Origin of the sequence: Aliivibrio fischeri, assembly GCA_038993745.2 — a bacterium.
GTDB classification, from domain to species: domain Bacteria; phylum Pseudomonadota; class Gammaproteobacteria; order Enterobacterales; family Vibrionaceae; genus Aliivibrio; species Aliivibrio fischeri_B.
The window spans coordinates 480,648-498,083 of record CP160630.1; the positions used below are offsets into that span (position 1 = coordinate 480,648).

13 protein-coding genes, 4 tRNA genes and 3 rRNA genes are annotated in these 17,436 nt (G+C 40.8%); 17 read left to right on the forward strand and 3 right to left on the reverse strand.

Going from position 1 to position 17,436, the window contains the following annotated elements; all coding sequences use genetic code 11:
• Positions 1-85 precede the first annotated feature (85 nt).
• The 10 genes from AAFX60_016210 (at position 86) to AAFX60_016255 (ending at position 8,577) form a co-directional block, all read left to right on the forward strand.
• Entirely contained in the window at positions 86-1,021 is a 936-nt protein-coding gene (locus AAFX60_016210) for a LysR family transcriptional regulator (protein ID XDF79938.1), read from the forward strand.
• Positions 1,005-1,385 carry an AAA family ATPase gene (locus AAFX60_016215; GenBank protein ID XDF79939.1) on the forward strand — a complete coding sequence of 127 codons (381 nt, stop codon included), beginning with the start codon at positions 1,005-1,007 and terminating at the stop codon, positions 1,383-1,385. Before AAFX60_016210 ends, AAFX60_016215 begins: the two co-directional genes overlap by 17 nt.
• A 418-nt stretch (positions 1,386-1,803) precedes the next feature.
• Positions 1,804-3,351: ribosomal RNA gene (locus AAFX60_016220) — 16S ribosomal RNA — on the forward strand.
• A gap of 87 nt (positions 3,352-3,438) precedes the next feature.
• Positions 3,439-3,514, forward strand: a tRNA-Glu gene (locus AAFX60_016225).
• Positions 3,515-3,516: 2 nt separating this feature from the next.
• Positions 3,517-3,592 (forward strand) — tRNA-Lys (locus tag AAFX60_016230).
• A gap of 61 nt (positions 3,593-3,653) precedes the next feature.
• Positions 3,654-3,729 (forward strand) — tRNA-Val (locus AAFX60_016235).
• Positions 3,730-4,176: 447 nt separating this feature from the next.
• Positions 4,177-7,062, forward strand: a 23S ribosomal RNA gene (locus AAFX60_016240).
• Between the two features lie 131 nt (positions 7,063-7,193).
• Positions 7,194-7,309, forward strand: a 5S ribosomal RNA gene (rrf, locus tag AAFX60_016245).
• Together the 16S, 23S and 5S rRNA genes with 4 tRNA genes alongside form the textbook arrangement of a ribosomal RNA operon.
• 63 nt (positions 7,310-7,372) lie before the next feature.
• Positions 7,373-7,449: transfer RNA gene (locus tag AAFX60_016250), tRNA-Trp, on the forward strand.
• A 207-nt stretch (positions 7,450-7,656) separates the two neighbouring features.
• Positions 7,657-8,577, forward strand: a complete 921-nt coding sequence (locus tag AAFX60_016255; GenBank protein XDF79940.1) for a manganese-dependent inorganic pyrophosphatase — start codon at positions 7,657-7,659, stop codon at positions 8,575-8,577.
• A 62-nt stretch (positions 8,578-8,639) separates the two neighbouring features.
• On the opposite strand, the gene AAFX60_016260 is transcribed toward AAFX60_016255, so the two are convergent.
• Complete coding sequence (locus AAFX60_016260; GenBank protein ID XDF79941.1) at positions 8,640-8,792, reverse strand: nonsense-mediated mRNA decay protein NMD3 family protein; 153 nt, start codon at positions 8,790-8,792, stop codon at positions 8,640-8,642.
• Between the two features lie 258 nt (positions 8,793-9,050).
• Positions 9,051-9,575 (reverse strand): DUF2062 domain-containing protein, encoded by a 525-nt coding sequence (locus AAFX60_016265; protein ID XDF79942.1) that lies wholly within the window; start codon positions 9,573-9,575, stop codon positions 9,051-9,053.
• A gap of 6 nt (positions 9,576-9,581) precedes the next feature.
• On the opposite strand from AAFX60_016265, the gene AAFX60_016270 reads away from it, so the two are divergent.
• The 6 genes from AAFX60_016270 to kdsB are packed head-to-tail and all read left to right on the forward strand — an operon-like array spanning position 9,582 to position 15,583.
• Complete coding sequence (locus AAFX60_016270) at positions 9,582-10,928, forward strand: ComEC/Rec2 family competence protein (GenBank protein XDF79943.1); 1,347 nt, start codon at positions 9,582-9,584, stop codon at positions 10,926-10,928.
• Complete coding sequence (locus AAFX60_016275; GenBank protein ID XDF79944.1) at positions 10,898-11,884, forward strand: DNA internalization-related competence protein ComEC/Rec2; 987 nt, start codon at positions 10,898-10,900, stop codon at positions 11,882-11,884. Before AAFX60_016270 ends, AAFX60_016275 begins: the two co-directional genes overlap by 31 nt.
• A 34-nt stretch (positions 11,885-11,918) precedes the next feature.
• Positions 11,919-13,667 carry a lipid A ABC transporter ATP-binding protein/permease MsbA gene (msbA, locus tag AAFX60_016280; GenBank protein XDF79945.1) on the forward strand — a complete coding sequence of 583 codons (1,749 nt, stop codon included), beginning with the start codon at positions 11,919-11,921 and terminating at the stop codon, positions 13,665-13,667.
• Positions 13,667-14,653, forward strand: a complete 987-nt coding sequence (gene lpxK / locus AAFX60_016285; GenBank protein ID XDF79946.1) for a tetraacyldisaccharide 4'-kinase — start codon at positions 13,667-13,669, stop codon at positions 14,651-14,653. Before msbA ends, lpxK begins: the two co-directional genes overlap by 1 nt.
• A gap of 1 nt (position 14,654) precedes the next feature.
• Complete coding sequence (locus AAFX60_016290) at positions 14,655-14,852, forward strand: Trm112 family protein (GenBank protein XDF79947.1); 198 nt, start codon at positions 14,655-14,657, stop codon at positions 14,850-14,852.
• On the forward strand, positions 14,834-15,583 hold the full coding sequence (kdsB, locus tag AAFX60_016295) for a 3-deoxy-manno-octulosonate cytidylyltransferase (GenBank protein XDF79948.1): 750 nt from the start codon (positions 14,834-14,836) through the stop codon (positions 15,581-15,583). Before AAFX60_016290 ends, kdsB begins: the two co-directional genes overlap by 19 nt.
• 68 nt (positions 15,584-15,651) lie before the next feature.
• Here the strand turns inward: kdsB and elyC are convergent, their stop codons facing one another.
• Positions 15,652-16,515, reverse strand: coding sequence for an envelope biogenesis factor ElyC (gene elyC / locus AAFX60_016300; GenBank protein XDF79949.1), 864 nt, complete (start codon positions 16,513-16,515; stop codon positions 15,652-15,654).
• 135 nt (positions 16,516-16,650) lie between these two features.
• Between elyC and cmoM the strand changes: the two genes are divergently transcribed.
• Positions 16,651-17,430, forward strand: coding sequence for a tRNA uridine 5-oxyacetic acid(34) methyltransferase CmoM (cmoM, locus tag AAFX60_016305; protein ID XDF79950.1), 780 nt, complete (start codon positions 16,651-16,653; stop codon positions 17,428-17,430).
• The last annotated feature ends 6 nt before the right edge of the window (positions 17,431-17,436 follow it).

A 17,436-nucleotide genomic window follows, 5' to 3' on the forward strand; every position in this document is an offset into this window, starting at 1 on the left:
AAGTGTAATCAAAATCCGATAAATAGATTCTAATTCAAATCAATTACGACTATTATCCCTAAAAATGGAAAAGCATTAGTGAATCATGGTCACAAATAAACTTATTACTTTATTACCGGATTTAGCGACGTTTATTGTTGTTGTAAATGAAGGGAGTTTTACCGCTGCAGCAAAGAAGCTAGGTGTTACTCCATCTGCATTGAGTAAATTAATTACTCGGTTAGAGAATGCACTTTCAGTAAAGTTGTTTGAACGAACGACTCGTAGTTTACTGATCACTGAATCAGGAAAAAAAATATATCAGCAATCAGTCATCATGGTTGAAGCTGCGCAACAGGCTGTTGATATTTCAAGCTCTGAACATACAGTTCCTTCAGGAAGTTTAACTGTTGCAGCCCCAAAAGCATTTTTAACTATCGTACTTCAGCCGTTGATTACTCCTTTTTTAACTAAATACCCAAAGATTCAATTAAAACTTAGAGCATCAGATGGTGATATCGATATGATTGCTCAAGGTATTGATGTGGTATTTAGGCTGACAGATAAGCCGACTGAAGGCTTGGTTATGAAAGAAATAGGTAAAGTTAATTTAAGCCTATGTGCAAGTCCTACTTATTTAGAAGAGAGAGGGATTCCTCATCTTCCGCAAGAGTTAGCCAATCATGACTGCTTATTTTTAGGTGAAACAACAACGGACCATATTTGGGAATTTGTTAAAGGCACAGAAAGTCATGTCATTGCAGTAAGCGGTAGATATGCCGTGAATCATTCGCAAATGAGGTTAAATGGTGTAAAGGATGGCTTTGGTATTGGGATTTTCCCAGACTTTGTTATAAAAGAAGCATTAGCGAATAATGAAGTCATATCTGTTTTATCTGATTGGCAAATTAAAGGGAATTACCACGGTGTTATCGCAATGCAATACGCACAAAATAAATACATACCATCAAGGTTGAAAGTATTTACTGAGTTTGTAAAAGAAAACTTGATGAAATCAAAGGTAAATGATGAAAGAACTTGAGTTACGTTTACTAAGAGGGCTACCTGGCAGTGGTAAAACGACATTAGCTCAGTCTTTAGGTTTGATCCATATTGAAGCTGATCAGTTTTTTATGAATGAAGCAGGAGAATACTGTTTTGATGGAAAGTTATTAGGGTCTGCGCATCAATGGTGTCAATCTCAATGTGAATATCACCTTTATCATAATAGAAGTGTCGTGGTTGCAAATACATTTGTTAAACACTGGGAAATTGATGTGTATAGAAAAATAGCTCAAAAATTTGGAGCTAAGATTAAGATAGATGTCTGTAAGGGGAAATTTAAAAGTATTCACAATGTTCCTGAGCAAGTGATTAGCCGGATGAAACGCGAATGGGAAGAATAAATATTATTCGAATTGATGATTTTCAAAACAAGATGTTTGTTTTTTGAACGCTTAAAAGTTTTTTTGAAAAAAATACTTGCAACAAAAATCGAAATCTCTATACTTCGCTTCCGTTGACACAGCAAAGCTTTCTTAGAAAGAGTTGAGGTTCAACAAAGAAGTGAAACATTGACGCGAACGGAGTTTTAAAAAGTTACTTGTAACTTACTTTTAGTAATTTAAATGACACTTCACGCAAAATTAAGCAACGCTTAGTTTTGAGCTCTTTAATAATTTGACCTTAGCAATCTGTGTGGACACTTATGAGTTGGTAGTCACAATAGCTTTACTCATTATTGAGTGAGCAACTATCAATGAACTGAGTGAATACACAAATTAATTTATGTAACAATCAGTATTAATCATTGAGTCAAAACTTTAATTGAAGAGTTTGATCATGGCTCAGATTGAACGCTGGCGGCAGGCCTAACACATGCAAGTCGAGCGGAAACGACTTAACTGAACCTTCGGGGAACGTTAAGGGCGTCGAGCGGCGGACGGGTGAGTAATGCCTGGGAATATGCCTTAGTGTGGGGGATAACTATTGGAAACGATAGCTAATACCGCATAATGTCTTCGGACCAAAGAGGGGACCTTCGGGCCTCTCGCGCTAAGATTAGCCCAGGTGAGATTAGCTAGTTGGTGAGGTAAGAGCTCACCAAGGCGACGATCTCTAGCTGGTCTGAGAGGATGATCAGCCACACTGGAACTGAGACACGGTCCAGACTCCTACGGGAGGCAGCAGTGGGGAATATTGCACAATGGGCGAAAGCCTGATGCAGCCATGCCGCGTGTATGAAGAAGGCCTTCGGGTTGTAAAGTACTTTCAGTAGGGAGGAAGGTGTTGTAGTTAATAGCTGCAGCATTTGACGTTACCTACAGAAGAAGCACCGGCTAACTCCGTGCCAGCAGCCGCGGTAATACGGAGGGTGCGAGCGTTAATCGGAATTACTGGGCGTAAAGCGCATGCAGGTGGTTCATTAAGTCAGATGTGAAAGCCCGGGGCTCAACCTCGGAACCGCATTTGAAACTGGTGAACTAGAGTGCTGTAGAGGGGGTAGAATTTCAGGTGTAGCGGTGAAATGCGTAGAGATCTGAAGGAATACCAGTGGCGAAGGCGGCCCCCTGGACAGACACTGACACTCAGATGCGAAAGCGTGGGGAGCAAACAGGATTAGATACCCTGGTAGTCCACGCCGTAAACGATGTCTACTTGGAGGTTGTTCCCTTGAGGAGTGGCTTTCGGAGCTAACGCGTTAAGTAGACCGCCTGGGGAGTACGGTCGCAAGATTAAAACTCAAATGAATTGACGGGGCCCGCACAAGCGGTGGAGCATGTGGTTTAATTCGATGCAACGCGAAGAACCTTACCTACTCTTGACATCCAGAGAATTTGCTAGAGATAGCTTAGTGCCTTCGGGAGCTCTGAGACAGGTGCTGCATGGCTGTCGTCAGCTCGTGTTGTGAAATGTTGGGTTAAGTCCCGCAACGAGCGCAACCCTTATCCTTGTTTGCCAGCACGTAATGGTGGGAACTCCAGGGAGACTGCCGGTGATAAACCGGAGGAAGGTGGGGACGACGTCAAGTCATCATGGCCCTTACGAGTAGGGCTACACACGTGCTACAATGGCGCATACAGAGGGCTGCAAGCTAGCGATAGTGAGCGAATCCCAAAAAGTGCGTCGTAGTCCGGATTGGAGTCTGCAACTCGACTCCATGAAGTCGGAATCGCTAGTAATCGTAGATCAGAATGCTACGGTGAATACGTTCCCGGCCTTGTACACACCGCCCGTCACACCATGGGAGTGGGCTGCAAAAGAAGTGGGTAGTTTAACCTTCGGAGGACGCTCACCACTTTGTGGTTCATGACTGGGGTGAAGTCGTAACAAGGTAGCCCTAGGGGAACCTGGGGCTGGATCACCTCCTTAAACGATAGATTACGATTTATGAGTGTTCACACAGATTGCAAGGTTGAAAAGTAAAGAGATTTAGAAGGTGCCCAACACCTTCGCAGTGTCCCGTTCGTCTAGAGGCCTAGGACACCGCCCTTTCACGGCGGTAACAGGGGTTCGACTCCCCTACGGGATACCATTGGGTCGTTAGCTCAGTTGGTAGAGCAGTTGACTTTTAATCAATTGGTCGCAGGTTCGAATCCTGCACGACCCACCATTCTTTCCACAGAGAATGGGTTTATTCCTGATAGAGTCAGGAATAAGTTGAAATACTATGTGGGCGATTAGCTCAGTTGGGAGAGCACCTCCCTTACAAGGAGGGGGTCACTGGTTCGAGCCCGGTATCGCCCACCATTTCATATGGATATACTCTTTAAATATTTTTGGAAGGATTCCAAACCAGTTCAAGAAATTGACCCTGGTTAGGATTTTTGCCGTCTGAGAATGATTAAAAAGTATTTTATCACTACAAAAGTAGTGACGTTATACTGCTCTTTAACAATTTGGAAAGCTGACTGATTCAGCTTAATCACAGCTCAGGCTGAGATTAAGTTAAATCAAAATTTAAAAGTTCTTAATATCCTTTATTTTACTCTGTAAAACGAAGAACAACACATTCAAGTGTTCTTGGTATTATTTTGTTTCTACTTTTAAAGTAGAAATAAAGAGCGAATCCGGCGAAAAATCAGAACTCCCTATCTTTTATACAGAGATAGCGACGAGTTCAACCTTGGTTGCTGTTTTGTCTTCACTTTCAAAAGTGAAAGCAAATGGTCCATACGAAACCTCTTGGGGTTGTATGGTTAAGTGACTAAGCGTACACGGTGGATGCCTTGGCAGTCAGAGGCGATGAAAGACGTATTAACTTGCGATAAGCCCAGATTAGGTAGTAAAAACCATTTGAGTCTGGGATTTCTGAATGGGGAAACCCACATGCATAAGCATGTATCGCTACGTGAATACATAGCGTAGCGAGGCGAACCGGGAGAACTGAAACATCTAAGTACCCGAGGAAGAGAAATCAACCGAGATCCCGAAAGTAGCGGCGAGCGAAATTGGGTTAGCCCTTAAGCTTTTAATGAGACAGGTGAAGGCTCTGGAAAGTGCCGCGATACAGGGTGATAGCCCCGTAACCGACATCTCATCATCAGTGAAAACGAGTAAGGCGGGACACGTGATATCCTGTCTGAATATGGGGGGACCATCCTCCAAGGCTAAATACTACTGACTGACCGATAGTGAACCAGTACCGTGAGGGAAAGGCGAAAAGAACCCCTGTGAGGGGAGTGAAATAGAACCTGAAACCGTGTACGTACAAGCAGTAGGAGCACCTTCGTGGTGTGACTGCGTACCTTTTGTATAATGGGTCAGCGACTTATATTCAGTGGCAAGGTTAACCGTTTAGGGGAGCCGTAGGGAAACCGAGTCTTAACTGGGCGTTCAGTCTCTGGATATAGACCCGAAACCAGGTGATCTAGCCATGGGCAGGTTGAAGATTGAGTAACATCAATTGGAGGACCGAACCGACTAATGTTGAAAAATTAGCGGATGACTTGTGGCTAGGGGTGAAAGGCCAATCAAACCTGGAGATAGCTGGTTCTCCCCGAAATCTATTTAGGTAGAGCCTCGGACGAATACTACTGGGGGTAGAGCACTGTTAAGGCTAGGGGGTCATCCCGACTTACCAACCCTTTGCAAACTCCGAATACCAGTAAGTACTATCCGGGAGACACACGGCGGGTGCTAACGTCCGTCGTGGAGAGGGAAACAACCCAGACCGCCAGCTAAGGTCCCAAAGTTATAGTTAAGTGGGAAACGATGTGGGAAGGCTCAGACAGCCAGGATGTTGGCTTAGAAGCAGCCATCATTTAAAGAAAGCGTAATAGCTCACTGGTCGAGTCGGCCTGCGCGGAAGATGTAACGGGGCTAAACTATACACCGAAGCTGCGGCAATACAGTTTACTGTATTGGGTAGGGGAGCGTTCTGTAAGCGGTTGAAGGTGCGTTGTAAAGCGTGCTGGACGTATCAGAAGTGCGAATGCTGACATGAGTAACGATAAAGCGGGTGAAAAACCCGCTCGCCGGAAGACCAAGGGTTCCTGTCCAACGTTAATCGGGGCAGGGTAAGTCGACCCCTAAGGCGAGGCCGAAAGGCGTAGTCGATGGGAAACGGGTTAATATTCCCGTACTTCTTACAATTGCGATGGGGGGACGGAGAAGGCTAGGTGGGCTTGGCGACGGTCGTCCAAGTTCAAGTATGTAGGCTGTGATCTTAGGCAAATCCGGGATCACACTAGGCTGAGATACGATGTCGAGCTACTACGGTAGTGAAGCCATTGATGCCATGCTTCCAGGAAAAGCCTCTAAGCTTCAGATTGTAAGGAATCGTACCCCAAACCGACACAGGTGGTCGAGTAGAGAATACTAAGGCGCTTGAGAGAACTCGGGTGAAGGAACTAGGCAAAATGGTACCGTAACTTCGGAGAAGGTACGCTCCTAGCGGTGATGAGACTTGCTCTCTAAGCTGCCGGGAGTCGCAGATACCAGGTGGCTGCAACTGTTTATTAAAAACATAGCACTGTGCTAAATCGTAAGATGACGTATACGGTGTGACGCCTGCCCGGTGCTTGAAGGTTAATTGATGGGTTAGACTTCGGTCGAAGCTCTTGATCGAAGCCCAAGTAAACGGCGGCCGTAACTATAACGGTCCTAAGGTAGCGAAATTCCTTGTCGGGTAAGTTCCGACCTGCACGAATGGCGTAATGATGGCCACGCTGTCTCCACCCGAGACTCAGTGAAATTGAAATCGCTGTGAAGATGCAGTGTACCCGCGGCTAGACGGAAAGACCCCGTGAACCTTTACTACAGCTTGGCACTGAACATTGACCCTACATGTGTAGGATAGGTGGAGCCTTTGAAGCACGTACGCCAGTATGTGTGGAGGCAATCTTGAAATACCACCCTTGTATGCTTGATGTTCTAACGTTGGCCCCTTATCGGGTTGCGGACAGTGCCTGGTGGGTAGTTTGACTGGGGCGGTCTCCTCCCAAAGAGTAACGGAGGAGCACGAAGGTGGGCTAATCACGGTTGGACATCGTGAGGTTAGTGCAATGGCATAAGCCCGCTTGACTGCGAGAATGACAATTCGAGCAGGTGCGAAAGCAGGTCATAGTGATCCGGTGGTTCTGAATGGAAGGGCCATCGCTCAACGGATAAAAGGTACTCCGGGGATAACAGGCTGATACCGCCCAAGAGTTCATATCGACGGCGGTGTTTGGCACCTCGATGTCGGCTCATCACATCCTGGGGCTGAAGTCGGTCCCAAGGGTATGGCTGTTCGCCATTTAAAGTGGTACGCGAGCTGGGTTTAGAACGTCGTGAGACAGTTCGGTCCCTATCTGCCGTGGGCGTTGGATGATTGAAGGGGGCTGCTCCTAGTACGAGAGGACCGGAGTGGACGAACCTCTGGTGTTCGGGTTGTCACGCCAGTGGCATTGCCCGGTAGCTAAGTTCGGAATCGATAAACGCTGAAAGCATCTAAGCGTGAAGCGAGCCCTGAGATGAGTCATCCCTGATACTTTAAGTATCCTAAAGGGTTGTTGGAGACTACGACGTAGATAGGTCAGGTGTGTAAGTGCTGCGAGGCATTGAGCTAACTGATACTAATTGCCCGTGAGGCTTAACCATACAACACCCAAGGGGTTTTAACGGATTCGTTAACCAAGACACAATATTGAATGTGATTAAGAATTAGTTTTAAATTAGAACAGTTTTCCAGATTATTATTAATCATTAGTATGATTAATAAACAAATTTTGCTTGGCGACCATAGCGTTATGGACCCACCTGATCCCATGCCGAACTCAGAAGTGAAACGTAATAGCGCCGATGGTAGTGTGGGGTTTCCCCATGTGAGAGTAGGACATCGCCAGGCTTTAATTCTTCTTATTTTTAATTAAATAAGAGTTAGACAAAGTTAAGTCTTTAAAAAAACTACAGGGGTGTAGCTCCAATTGGCAGAGCAGCGGATTCCAAATCCGCGTGTTGGGAGTTCGAATCTCTCCACCCCTGCCATATTTAGAAAAGGCTTATATCGAAAGGTATGAGCCTTTTTGCTATCTGATATTTAAGAAAAGAGCCTTTTTACTTTCTACGACTTAAGAAAAGGGAGTGAGTTTGCTTGAATATGAAAGCAGATGTACATCGAAAGTTATTAGCTTTTTCTTTTAAAATGCCTCCAATTTGTTAGAATATCGCGCATATTTAAAGGAGAGTAATACAATGTCAATGTATGTAGTGGGCCATAAGGTTCCAGATTCAGATTCAATTTGTGGTGCGATTGCACTAGCTTACTTAAAAAATCAGATTGGTGAAGCAGCGATTCCTACTCGTTTAGGTGAAGTATCTCCTGAGACTGCATTTATCCTAGAAAAATTTGGCCTTGAAACGCCAGAATTAAAAACAAGTTACGCTGGTGAAGAAGTGTACATTGTTGACCATTCAGAGTTAACTCAAGCACCTGACGATATTGCAGAAGCAACTATCGTAGGTATTGTTGATCACCATAAACTAGGTGACTTAACTACTTCAACTCCTCTTGAGTGCTGGATTCGTCCTGTTGGTTGTAGTAACACAGTTATTAAGATGATGTATGATTTTTACAATGTAGAAATTCCACAAAACATTGCTGGTATCATGTTATGTGCAATTTTAAGTGACACTGTAATTTTCAAATCACCAACATGTACAACGGCTGATATCAAGTGTGTTGAAGCACTAGCTGAAATTGCTGGTGTTGAAGATTTCAAAGCACTAGGCATGGAAATGTTTAAAGTAAAATCAGCAGTAGAAGGTACACCAGTACGTGATCTTGTTATGCGTGATTTTAAAGATTTCAACATGAATGGCGATCTTGTTGGTATTGGCCAATTAGAAGTGATCGATCTTTCTGTATTTGATGAAATTAAAGAAGAGTTAGAAGCTGATATCGCAGCAATGAAAGCTGAAGGTAACCGCCACACTATGATTCTTCTATTAACAGATATCATGAAAGAAGGCTCAGAAATGTTAGTTATCAGTGATAACGAAGAACTAACAGAAAAAGCATATGGTAAAGCGTCTGTAAATGGCCGTGTATGGCTTGATGGTGTTCTAAGCCGTAAGAAACAAGTTGTTCCTCAACTACAAGAAGTATTTGCTTAATCTTTAAATATTAAGTAATAGATAAAAGCCCATGCAAATATGTATGGGCTTTTTTATTGTCTTTAAACCGCTTCTTCTAATTCTAGTTTTCGTTTATCTAGAAAGATCCCATCCTTTTTTATCACACCGCATTCAGAACAGATAATGGTCTCTTGGCTATCAGAAATGAGTAGTTCATTTGATAGACATACTGGGCATTCTTGTACTTCATTCATAAATGTTCCCCTTAGCAAGTGTTGTTGTTGTTGAGCATTAATAGATCTTATTTAGTTTGTATAGTTAGTTTCTCTTAATGGAAGATGAGATTAAATACCAAAAATGAGATTGTTCGATTATTGAGATGCGAATCAATGAAATCATTATAAATTAAAGATGGCTAAGTATTGATTTTATGAAAGGGGATTTTTGTGAACTGACAGCAAAGATTTACTGCCAGTATATGGAGATATTAAAAAAGGGTATTAATTAAATGCCTATCGAGATAGTTTGATTCGTAAAGTTCGCTTTTGCCAACTTCTAACTACCGAGTAGCGCCAAAGTCCACGAATACCAAAGTAACCGATTAGAGCGGATGAAATACCACAAATAGCGCACCCTAATAAGAATGGAGGACCAATCGTCGACATCTGAGAGCCAATAAACTCCCAAGAAAGCTCAAAATGGAAATGTTGAGCAGGAGTTGATAAAACCCATGCACCAAGCTTATAAGCACCATAAAAAAGTACCGGCATAGTTACAGGATTACTAACCCAAACTAGAGCAATAGAAAGGGGAAGGTTGACACTACATAGAATTGCTAAGCCTGCTGCCATGATCATTTGACTAGGAAGAGGAACGAAAGCCATAAATAATCCGACAGCAAACGCGCCTGCTGCTGAGCGACGATTTAAGCACCATAAGTTTGGATTGTATAAAACATTACCAAATATTTTTAAGGCTTTTTGGCGCTTAATGGTTTCGTGGTTTGGTAAAAAACGTTTAATGAGTTTTCTTGGCATTAGTTTATGCTTCTGTTAAATGACATACGTATAAAGATCGTTGTCGTAATTCTTATTCTTTTTTCATCGACTTTTTGGCCGATAAACCTGCCGTCGTCTGTATTTTTTTTGTGTATTATTAGCTATTTAGCAGCTTTAAAATATTCCCAATTAAAAGTGATACAAGGTATCTTTTTGGGATTAATCATCACATCCTTACACATAACTTACTATCAAAACTTAAATAAAAGTCTTTATAGTCAAGGACATGATATTACCATCAAAGGTGAAATTCAAAGTCTAATTGCATTTAAAGAAACGACATCTTCAATTTTAGTACAAGTTACTGAGTTTAATAGTAATAAGTTTTTACCTAATTTTTCCCCGCTAGTAAGGCTGTCGATTCGAGATTTTAAAAAGCAACTGACTGATGATGCATCCATTCTCTTTAAGCAAGGTGAGGTATGGCAGTTTGATGTTTCGTTGAGACCACCGATAGGACGTCATAATGAAGTTGGATATAAACTGGAAGGGTATGCATTATCAAAAGGCATACATGCCTATGGGAAAATAAAGGCAGCAACACGCTTAATGCCTTCAACATCTTATCGAAGTAATTTGTTTATAGAGTCTTATAACAAGACAATTAGTTATGATTATCAATCATTGTTATTGGCACTAACATTTGGATATAAAGGAGATATTGCTGCGAGTGAGTGGCAAATTTTACGTAACTCAGGGTTAGCTCATCTTATTGCGATATCAGGTTTGCATATTGGTTTTGTTTATGGAATCGGATGGTTTGTAGGAAGAGGTTTTAGATCATTAAATCCTACGCATTATCATGTTTGGCTACCTGTTTTATTTGGAGGTATTTTTGCGACAACTTATGCGTGGTTAGCTGATTTTTCATTACCAACCATTCGAGCATTAATTGCGTGTTTTTTAGTTTCAATATTATTGATATTACGTATTAAATGGCCAAAACATCTCTTTTTCTTATGGTGTTTACTGCTTTGCTTAGTTATAAACCCATTTTCATCATTATCGATGAGTTTTTGGCTTTCTTTTTGTGCGGTCAGTGTTGTTCTATTTTCTTTGTATATCTATCAAAAAATAGGAACAGATAAATTAAATGGAAGAGTAAAAAAAGTAACCCAAGTTGTTTTTATTCAATTTGGTTTATTTACGTTGTTGATTCCTATCCAAGGGTATTTTTTCTCAGGAATAAGTTATCTATCTCCATTCATCAACTTGATAGCCGTTCCGTGGGTGAGTTTATTTACGGTTCCTCTTAGTCTTGTGGCTGTCGCATTTGATATGCTGAGTTTACCAATTAGCTCGTGGTTCTGGAAAGGGCTAATGGTTCATTAAAGCCGATTTGGTGGTTAGCTAAACAAGCAGAGCATTCTTGGCTTTTGCTTCCTACTGTATTTAATCAAGTCATTATTTTTATTCTTATATTGTTAATGCTTAAACTTTTTATGCCACTTAAAGCATTAGTTAATCCATTATTTATACTACTCATCTCTGCGGCTTTTATAAGGCCAGATAAGAAATGGCAAGTTGATTTTTTAGATGTTGGCCATGGCTTGGCTGTGCTTATTGAAGCTAACGATAAAACGATTATTTACGATACTGGGATGAAGTGGAGTAACGGAAGTATTGCTGAGAGTGTTATAGAGCCAATTTTGCATCGTCGAGGGATACAATCGATCACCGGTTTAATTTTAAGTCATCTAGATAATGATCATGCTGGAGGTAAGGATTATTTAATCGAGCGATTTACACCAAATTGGGTTCGTACTAGTGAGGTAAGTGACATAACAATGCCTTGCATTCAAGGTGAAAAATGGCGAGAAGGAAGTATAGAGTTTGAGGTTTTATGGCCACCAAAATTGGTGAAAAGAGCTTATAATCCACATTCTTGTGTGATTAAACTTGATATTGATAAATGGACATTTTTATTAACTGGGGACATTGATGCTATTTCAGAAATGTTGATATTAAATCAAAATGATTTTGGCTCTGTGGATGTTCTCTTAGTTCCACACCATGGTTCCACAACATCGTCAACAGATCGTTGGGTTAATGCAATGAAGAATAAAACAGCAATTGTATCAACAGGGCGGTTTAGCCCATGGAATTTACCTAGTAAACAAATAAAACAAAAATACAGCGAAAATAATATAACTTGGTTAGATACTGCTCAATCTGGTCAAATAAGCCTTTATGTAATTAATGATAAATTACACATTAATAGGTATTCAGAAGTGAATCAGAACGTTTGGTACAGAAAGCTATTTGGCGATAACTTAAATTCAGAGTAGAATAAAGGTAATTGTATATGAAGAATAAGTACTTATGACTATTGAAAAAGACGAATCTACATGGGCAACATTCAAACGTTTATGGCCGCATATTTCTCTGTATAAAGCGGGACTAGGCGTTGCTGTTGTCGCTCTTGTGATTAATGCCTTAAGTGATACCTACATGATCTCTTTACTAAAACCACTTTTAGATGAAGGTTTTGGTAGTGCAGATTCTGACTTCTTGAAGAAAATGCCATTTATTATTTTAGCTATGATGTTTATTCGTGGTCTAAGTGGTTTTGTTTCTGGTTATTGTATGAGTTGGGTTGCGAGTAACGTTGTTATGCGTATTCGTCGCCAGATTTTTAACCATTTTATGCATATGCCTGTCAGTTATTTTGATCAAGAATCAACAGGACGTTTACTTTCTCGAATTACCTATGATTCAGAGCAAGTAGCAGCGGCAACGAGTAAAGCGCTGGTTAATATTGTACGTGAATCTGCGAGCATTATTGGTTTATTAGGTCTGATGTTTTGGAACAGTTGGCAGCTTTCATTGGTATTAGTGGTTATTGCTCCAGTTGTTGCGTTCGCTATTAGCAATGTTTCTAAACGCTTTAGAAAGATCAGTAAAAATATGCAAACGGCGATGGGCTCTTTAACAGCAACGTCTGAGCAAATGCTAAAGGGACATAAAGTAGTACTTAGCTACGGTGGCCAAAAAGTTGAATCTGAGCGCTTTGATAACATCAGTAACCACATGCGTCAGCAAAACATGAAAATGGTTGTTGCTCAAGGTTTAGCTAACCCGATTATTCAAATGATTGCGTCGTTTGCTTTAGTTACAGTGCTTTATTTAGCAAGTGTTGATTCAATTAAAGAGACATTGACTCCAGGTACTTTCACTGTTGTTTTCTCTGCAATGTTTGGTTTATTACGTCCATTGAAGGGATTAACAAGTGTTACCTCTGATTTCCAACGTGGTATGGCAGCATGTCAGACTTTGTTCGAATTAATGGATATGGATAAAGAAAAAGACGACGGTACGATTGAAAAAGACACAGTAAAGGGTGACATTAAAGTTGATAATGTGACTTTTACTTATCCAACAGCAGACGGCCCAGCACTACGTAATGTTAGCTTTGATTTACCTGCGGGTAAGACAATTGCTTTAGTTGGTCGTTCTGGCTCAGGCAAGAGTACTATCGCGAACTTATTTACTCGTTTCTATGATGTTGATTCTGGTGAAATAAGTCTTGATGGCGATAAGATTGAAGATTACCGCTTACCAAACTTACGTAAGCACTTTGCTTTAGTATCTCAAAATGTTCATTTATTTAATGATACGGTTGCAAATAATATTGCCTATGCATCTGAAGGTAAGTTTACCCGTTTAGAAATAGAGAAAGCAGCAGAGCTTGCTTACGCTTCTGACTTTATTAATAAGATGGATGACGGTTTTGACACCATGATTGGTGAAAATGGCGCAAGTTTATCTGGTGGCCAACGTCAGCGTATTGCGATTGCTCGAGCATTATTACAAAACGCACCAGTATTAATTCTTGATGAGGCGACATCTGCACTTGATACCGAATCTGAAAAAGCGATTCAATCTGCACTAGATGAACTGCAAAAAGACAAAACAGTATTGGTTATTGCTCACCGCTTATCAACAATTGAAGATGCCGATCAGATCTTAGTTGTGGATGAGGGTGAAGTGGTTGAACGTGGTAATCATGCTGAACTTATCGCTCATGATGGAGCTTATGCTCAATTACATCGTATTCAGTTTGGTGATTAATGATTGAAAAAATTTGGTTTGATAACCATTTTTTAGGAAAGCTATTGTGGCCATTATTGTGGCCACTTAGTTGCCTATTCAAATGGATAGCCACAAAACGAAAATCAGATTACCAAAGTGGTAAGAAACAAAGCTACCGTTCTTCGGTTCCTGTTGTCGTTGTTGGTAATATTACCGCTGGCGGTAATGGTAAGACGCCAGTTGTAGTGTGGCTTGTTGAGCAGCTGCAATCAAAAGGGTACAAAGTAGGTGTTGCCTCTCGTGGTTACGGTGGTAAAGCGCCGCATTATCCTTATTTATTAACAGAAACGACAACGCCAGATATTTCAGGTGATGAGCCGGTCTTAATTAAACAACGTACTAAAGCAGAAGTTGCTGTTGCCCCAGTTCGCAGTGAAGCAGTTAAAATGCTTGAACAGCAAGGCGTTGATTTTATTATTACTGATGATGGCCTACAGCACTATGCACTTCAACGAGACATAGAGTTTATTGTTATTGATGGAAAGCGTCGTTTTGGTAATCAGCGTTATATTCCTCTAGGCCCATTAAGAGAGGGAGTAGAGCGTCTATCTAGTGTTGATTTCTTAATTTGTAATGGTGGAGAGCCTCAAGAAAATGAGGTATCAATGCGACTTCAACCAAGTGAAGCGATTAATTTAGTCACTGGTGAAAGACGCAGTGTTTCATCGTTATCAAATTTAGTTGCTTTTGCTGGAATAGGGCATCCTCCACGATTTTTTGAGACTCTTAATCAGCTGAAAGCGAATGTGGTTCATACCCAAGGTTTTGAAGATCATAAAGCGTTTGAACCAACAGAAATTGAACAACTAATGCAGTATGGCGAGCAGTTAATCATGACAGAAAAAGATGCAGTTAAATGCCAGTCTTTTGCTCAATCGTCATGGTGGTACTTGCCTGTTGATGCGACCTTCCCAGAAGAAAAAGCACAACAAATATTAAATAAAATTATTGAGGTAAAAGAATAATATGGATTATCGTCTTCTTGAAATCGTAGCTTGCCCGGTATGTAAAGGAAAATTGAACTACGATAAAGATAAGCAAGAGCTTATTTGTAAAATTGATCGTCTTGCTTACCCAATTAAAGATGGCATTCCTGTAATGCTTGAGCCTGAAGCTCGTCGTATGACAATGGAAGAGGTTGAATCATGTCGTTCACAGTCATAATTCCTGCACGTTACCAATCAACTCGTTTACCGGGTAAACCGTTAGCTGACATTTGTGGTAAGCCGATGATTCAATGGGTTTACGAACAAGCATCAAAGGCAGGGGCAGACCGTGTGATCATCGCAACGGATGACAGCCGTATTGAAGCTGTAGTGAAAGGTTTTGGTGGTGATGTATGCATGACGTCACCAAACCACGAATCAGGTACAGAACGTCTTGCTGAAGTGATCGAAAAATGCGGAATTTCAGCTGATGAGATCGTTGTAAATGTACAAGGTGATGAACCACTAATTCCACCTAGTATTATTCAGCAAGTGGCTCAAAACTTGTCAGATTCAGTAGCACCAATGGCAACATTGGCTGTAACTATTGATGAAGAAGACGATGTGTTTAATCCTAATGCCGTTAAAGTTGTTACGGATGCCGAAGGCTATGCGTTGTATTTTAGTCGCGCTTCTATCCCGTGGGATCGCGATGCTTTTGCTCAAGGTGAGACGCTTACTGCAAACCCTTTACTTCGTCATATTGGTATTTATGCGTATCGTGCTGGCTTTATTAATACATACATTAATTGGCAACCAAGTGTTCTTGAGAAAATTGAATGCTTAGAGCAACTCCGTGTTCTTTGGTATGGTGAAAAAATTCACGTTGCAGTAGCAAAAGAAGCGCCTGCGGCAGGAGTTGATACACCAGAAGATTTAGAGAAAGTACGCACGATTCTATCTAAGTAGTATCAATTTTATATAAAAAAAGCACATACCGTTTTAAACAGTATGTGCTTTTTTATTTATATACGTTTTTATTTTTCGTCAGATAAAGGTAGGGAATCTTTTAATTCGTCTACTTTTTCCATGACATCTTCGATTTCCAGTTTAGGCGTCTCTTGAGCTTGTTGCTCTTTCTTCATCACTAAATCTTTTAGCTGCATAAACCAACGACCCATTTGCTCATACCAGAAACGTTCACTTTGCTCTAAATATTTTGCTTTAGGTGCGTACTTATCCCAAGGTTGTTTAACTTCTGAATGTGCAAGGTAATTGGTTGGAGCTGGTACAGGGTCCATACCTAGCTGATGGAATTCAGACATCGCTCTTGGCATATGACTCGCAGAAGTAACCAATACAAGTGTACTTTTACCTACCGAATTGAAGGTTTGAATGGCTTCTTCGTGTGTGTCTCGTGCGCTTTCTAACAGTAAAATATCTGATTTCTGGACACCTAAAGACAGAGCAACGCGAGCCATCATACGCGCGTGACTTACCGTTGTTCCACCGTTATAACCTGAAAGAATCATTTTAGAACCAGGATACATACGATATATACGGATCCCTTCAGTTAATCTCATTACTGCTGCTCTCGACAGCTCTGAAATAGGAGATATTTCGTCATCTACAACGTGACCATTACCAAGAACAAGTACGTACTCAACTGGCGTCTCTGGCGCAATAAACGAAGGATAAATTCGTTCAGTCGATTTTAATAATGGTGTTGTGATTGGTTGAAAAGAGAGCAGAAAAATACCCAAAAGAGATAAAGTTAATAAAAAAGAGGCAAATCCTTTCCTTTTTGAAAACCATAAAATCAATAATCCAATAAACCCAATTAGGAGAAAACCAGGTAGGGGCATTAACATGGATGATAAAAACTTCTTTAACTCAAACATATTTTTTAACTATTACCGCTGATATAGAATGAAAAATCACCACTTGAGAACAAAAAACAGCGTCATGCTGTTACTTCCTTGAGCTCTTATGCGACAATGCATGTTTCCAATAGATAATATCATAACTTAACCACTGTGAATAAAGACCGTAATTTCGACGACATCGCCCACAAATTTGCGAAGAACATTTATGGTTCCGACAAGGGCGGGATCCGTCAAACAATTATATGGCAAGATATGGAAACTATCTTAGCTGAAAATAATGCAAAATCTGAGCCACTTACCGTTTTAGATGCCGGTGGTGGAATTGGACAAGTTTCTCAGCAAATTGCAAAACGTGGTCATTCAGTTACGTTATGTGATATTTCTTCAGAAATGCTGAAATTAGCCAAAGAAGCGGTCGAAGATAACGGTTTATTACCGCAATATCAATTTATTCATACTGCTGTACAACAAATTGAACAGTATAATGTCGGGGAGGTTGATATTCTTCTTTTCCATGCGGTTATGGAATGGTTGGATAATCCAAAAGAAGCACTAGATATTCTTTTAAAACAAGTAAAACCGGGTGGATATGCGTCCATCATGTTTTATAACCATCACGGCCTTGTGCTCAAAAATGTGATTTGTGGCAATATTCCTCATGTTTTAGATGGTATGCCTCATCGAAAAAGGTTTAAGTTACAACCTCAAAAAGGTCTAATGCCTAATGACGTGTATCAGTGGATTGAAGATGCAGGTTATGAAATTAAAGGAAAATCAGGCATTCGTTCATTTCATGATTACATTGGTAATATGGAATACATGGGCGATTACCAAATAGAAGACGTACTAAAGCTCGAAGAGCAGTTATGCCGTCAAGAACCTTATCTCTCTCTTGGCCGTTATATTCACGTATGGGCGAAGAGAAAATAATAATGA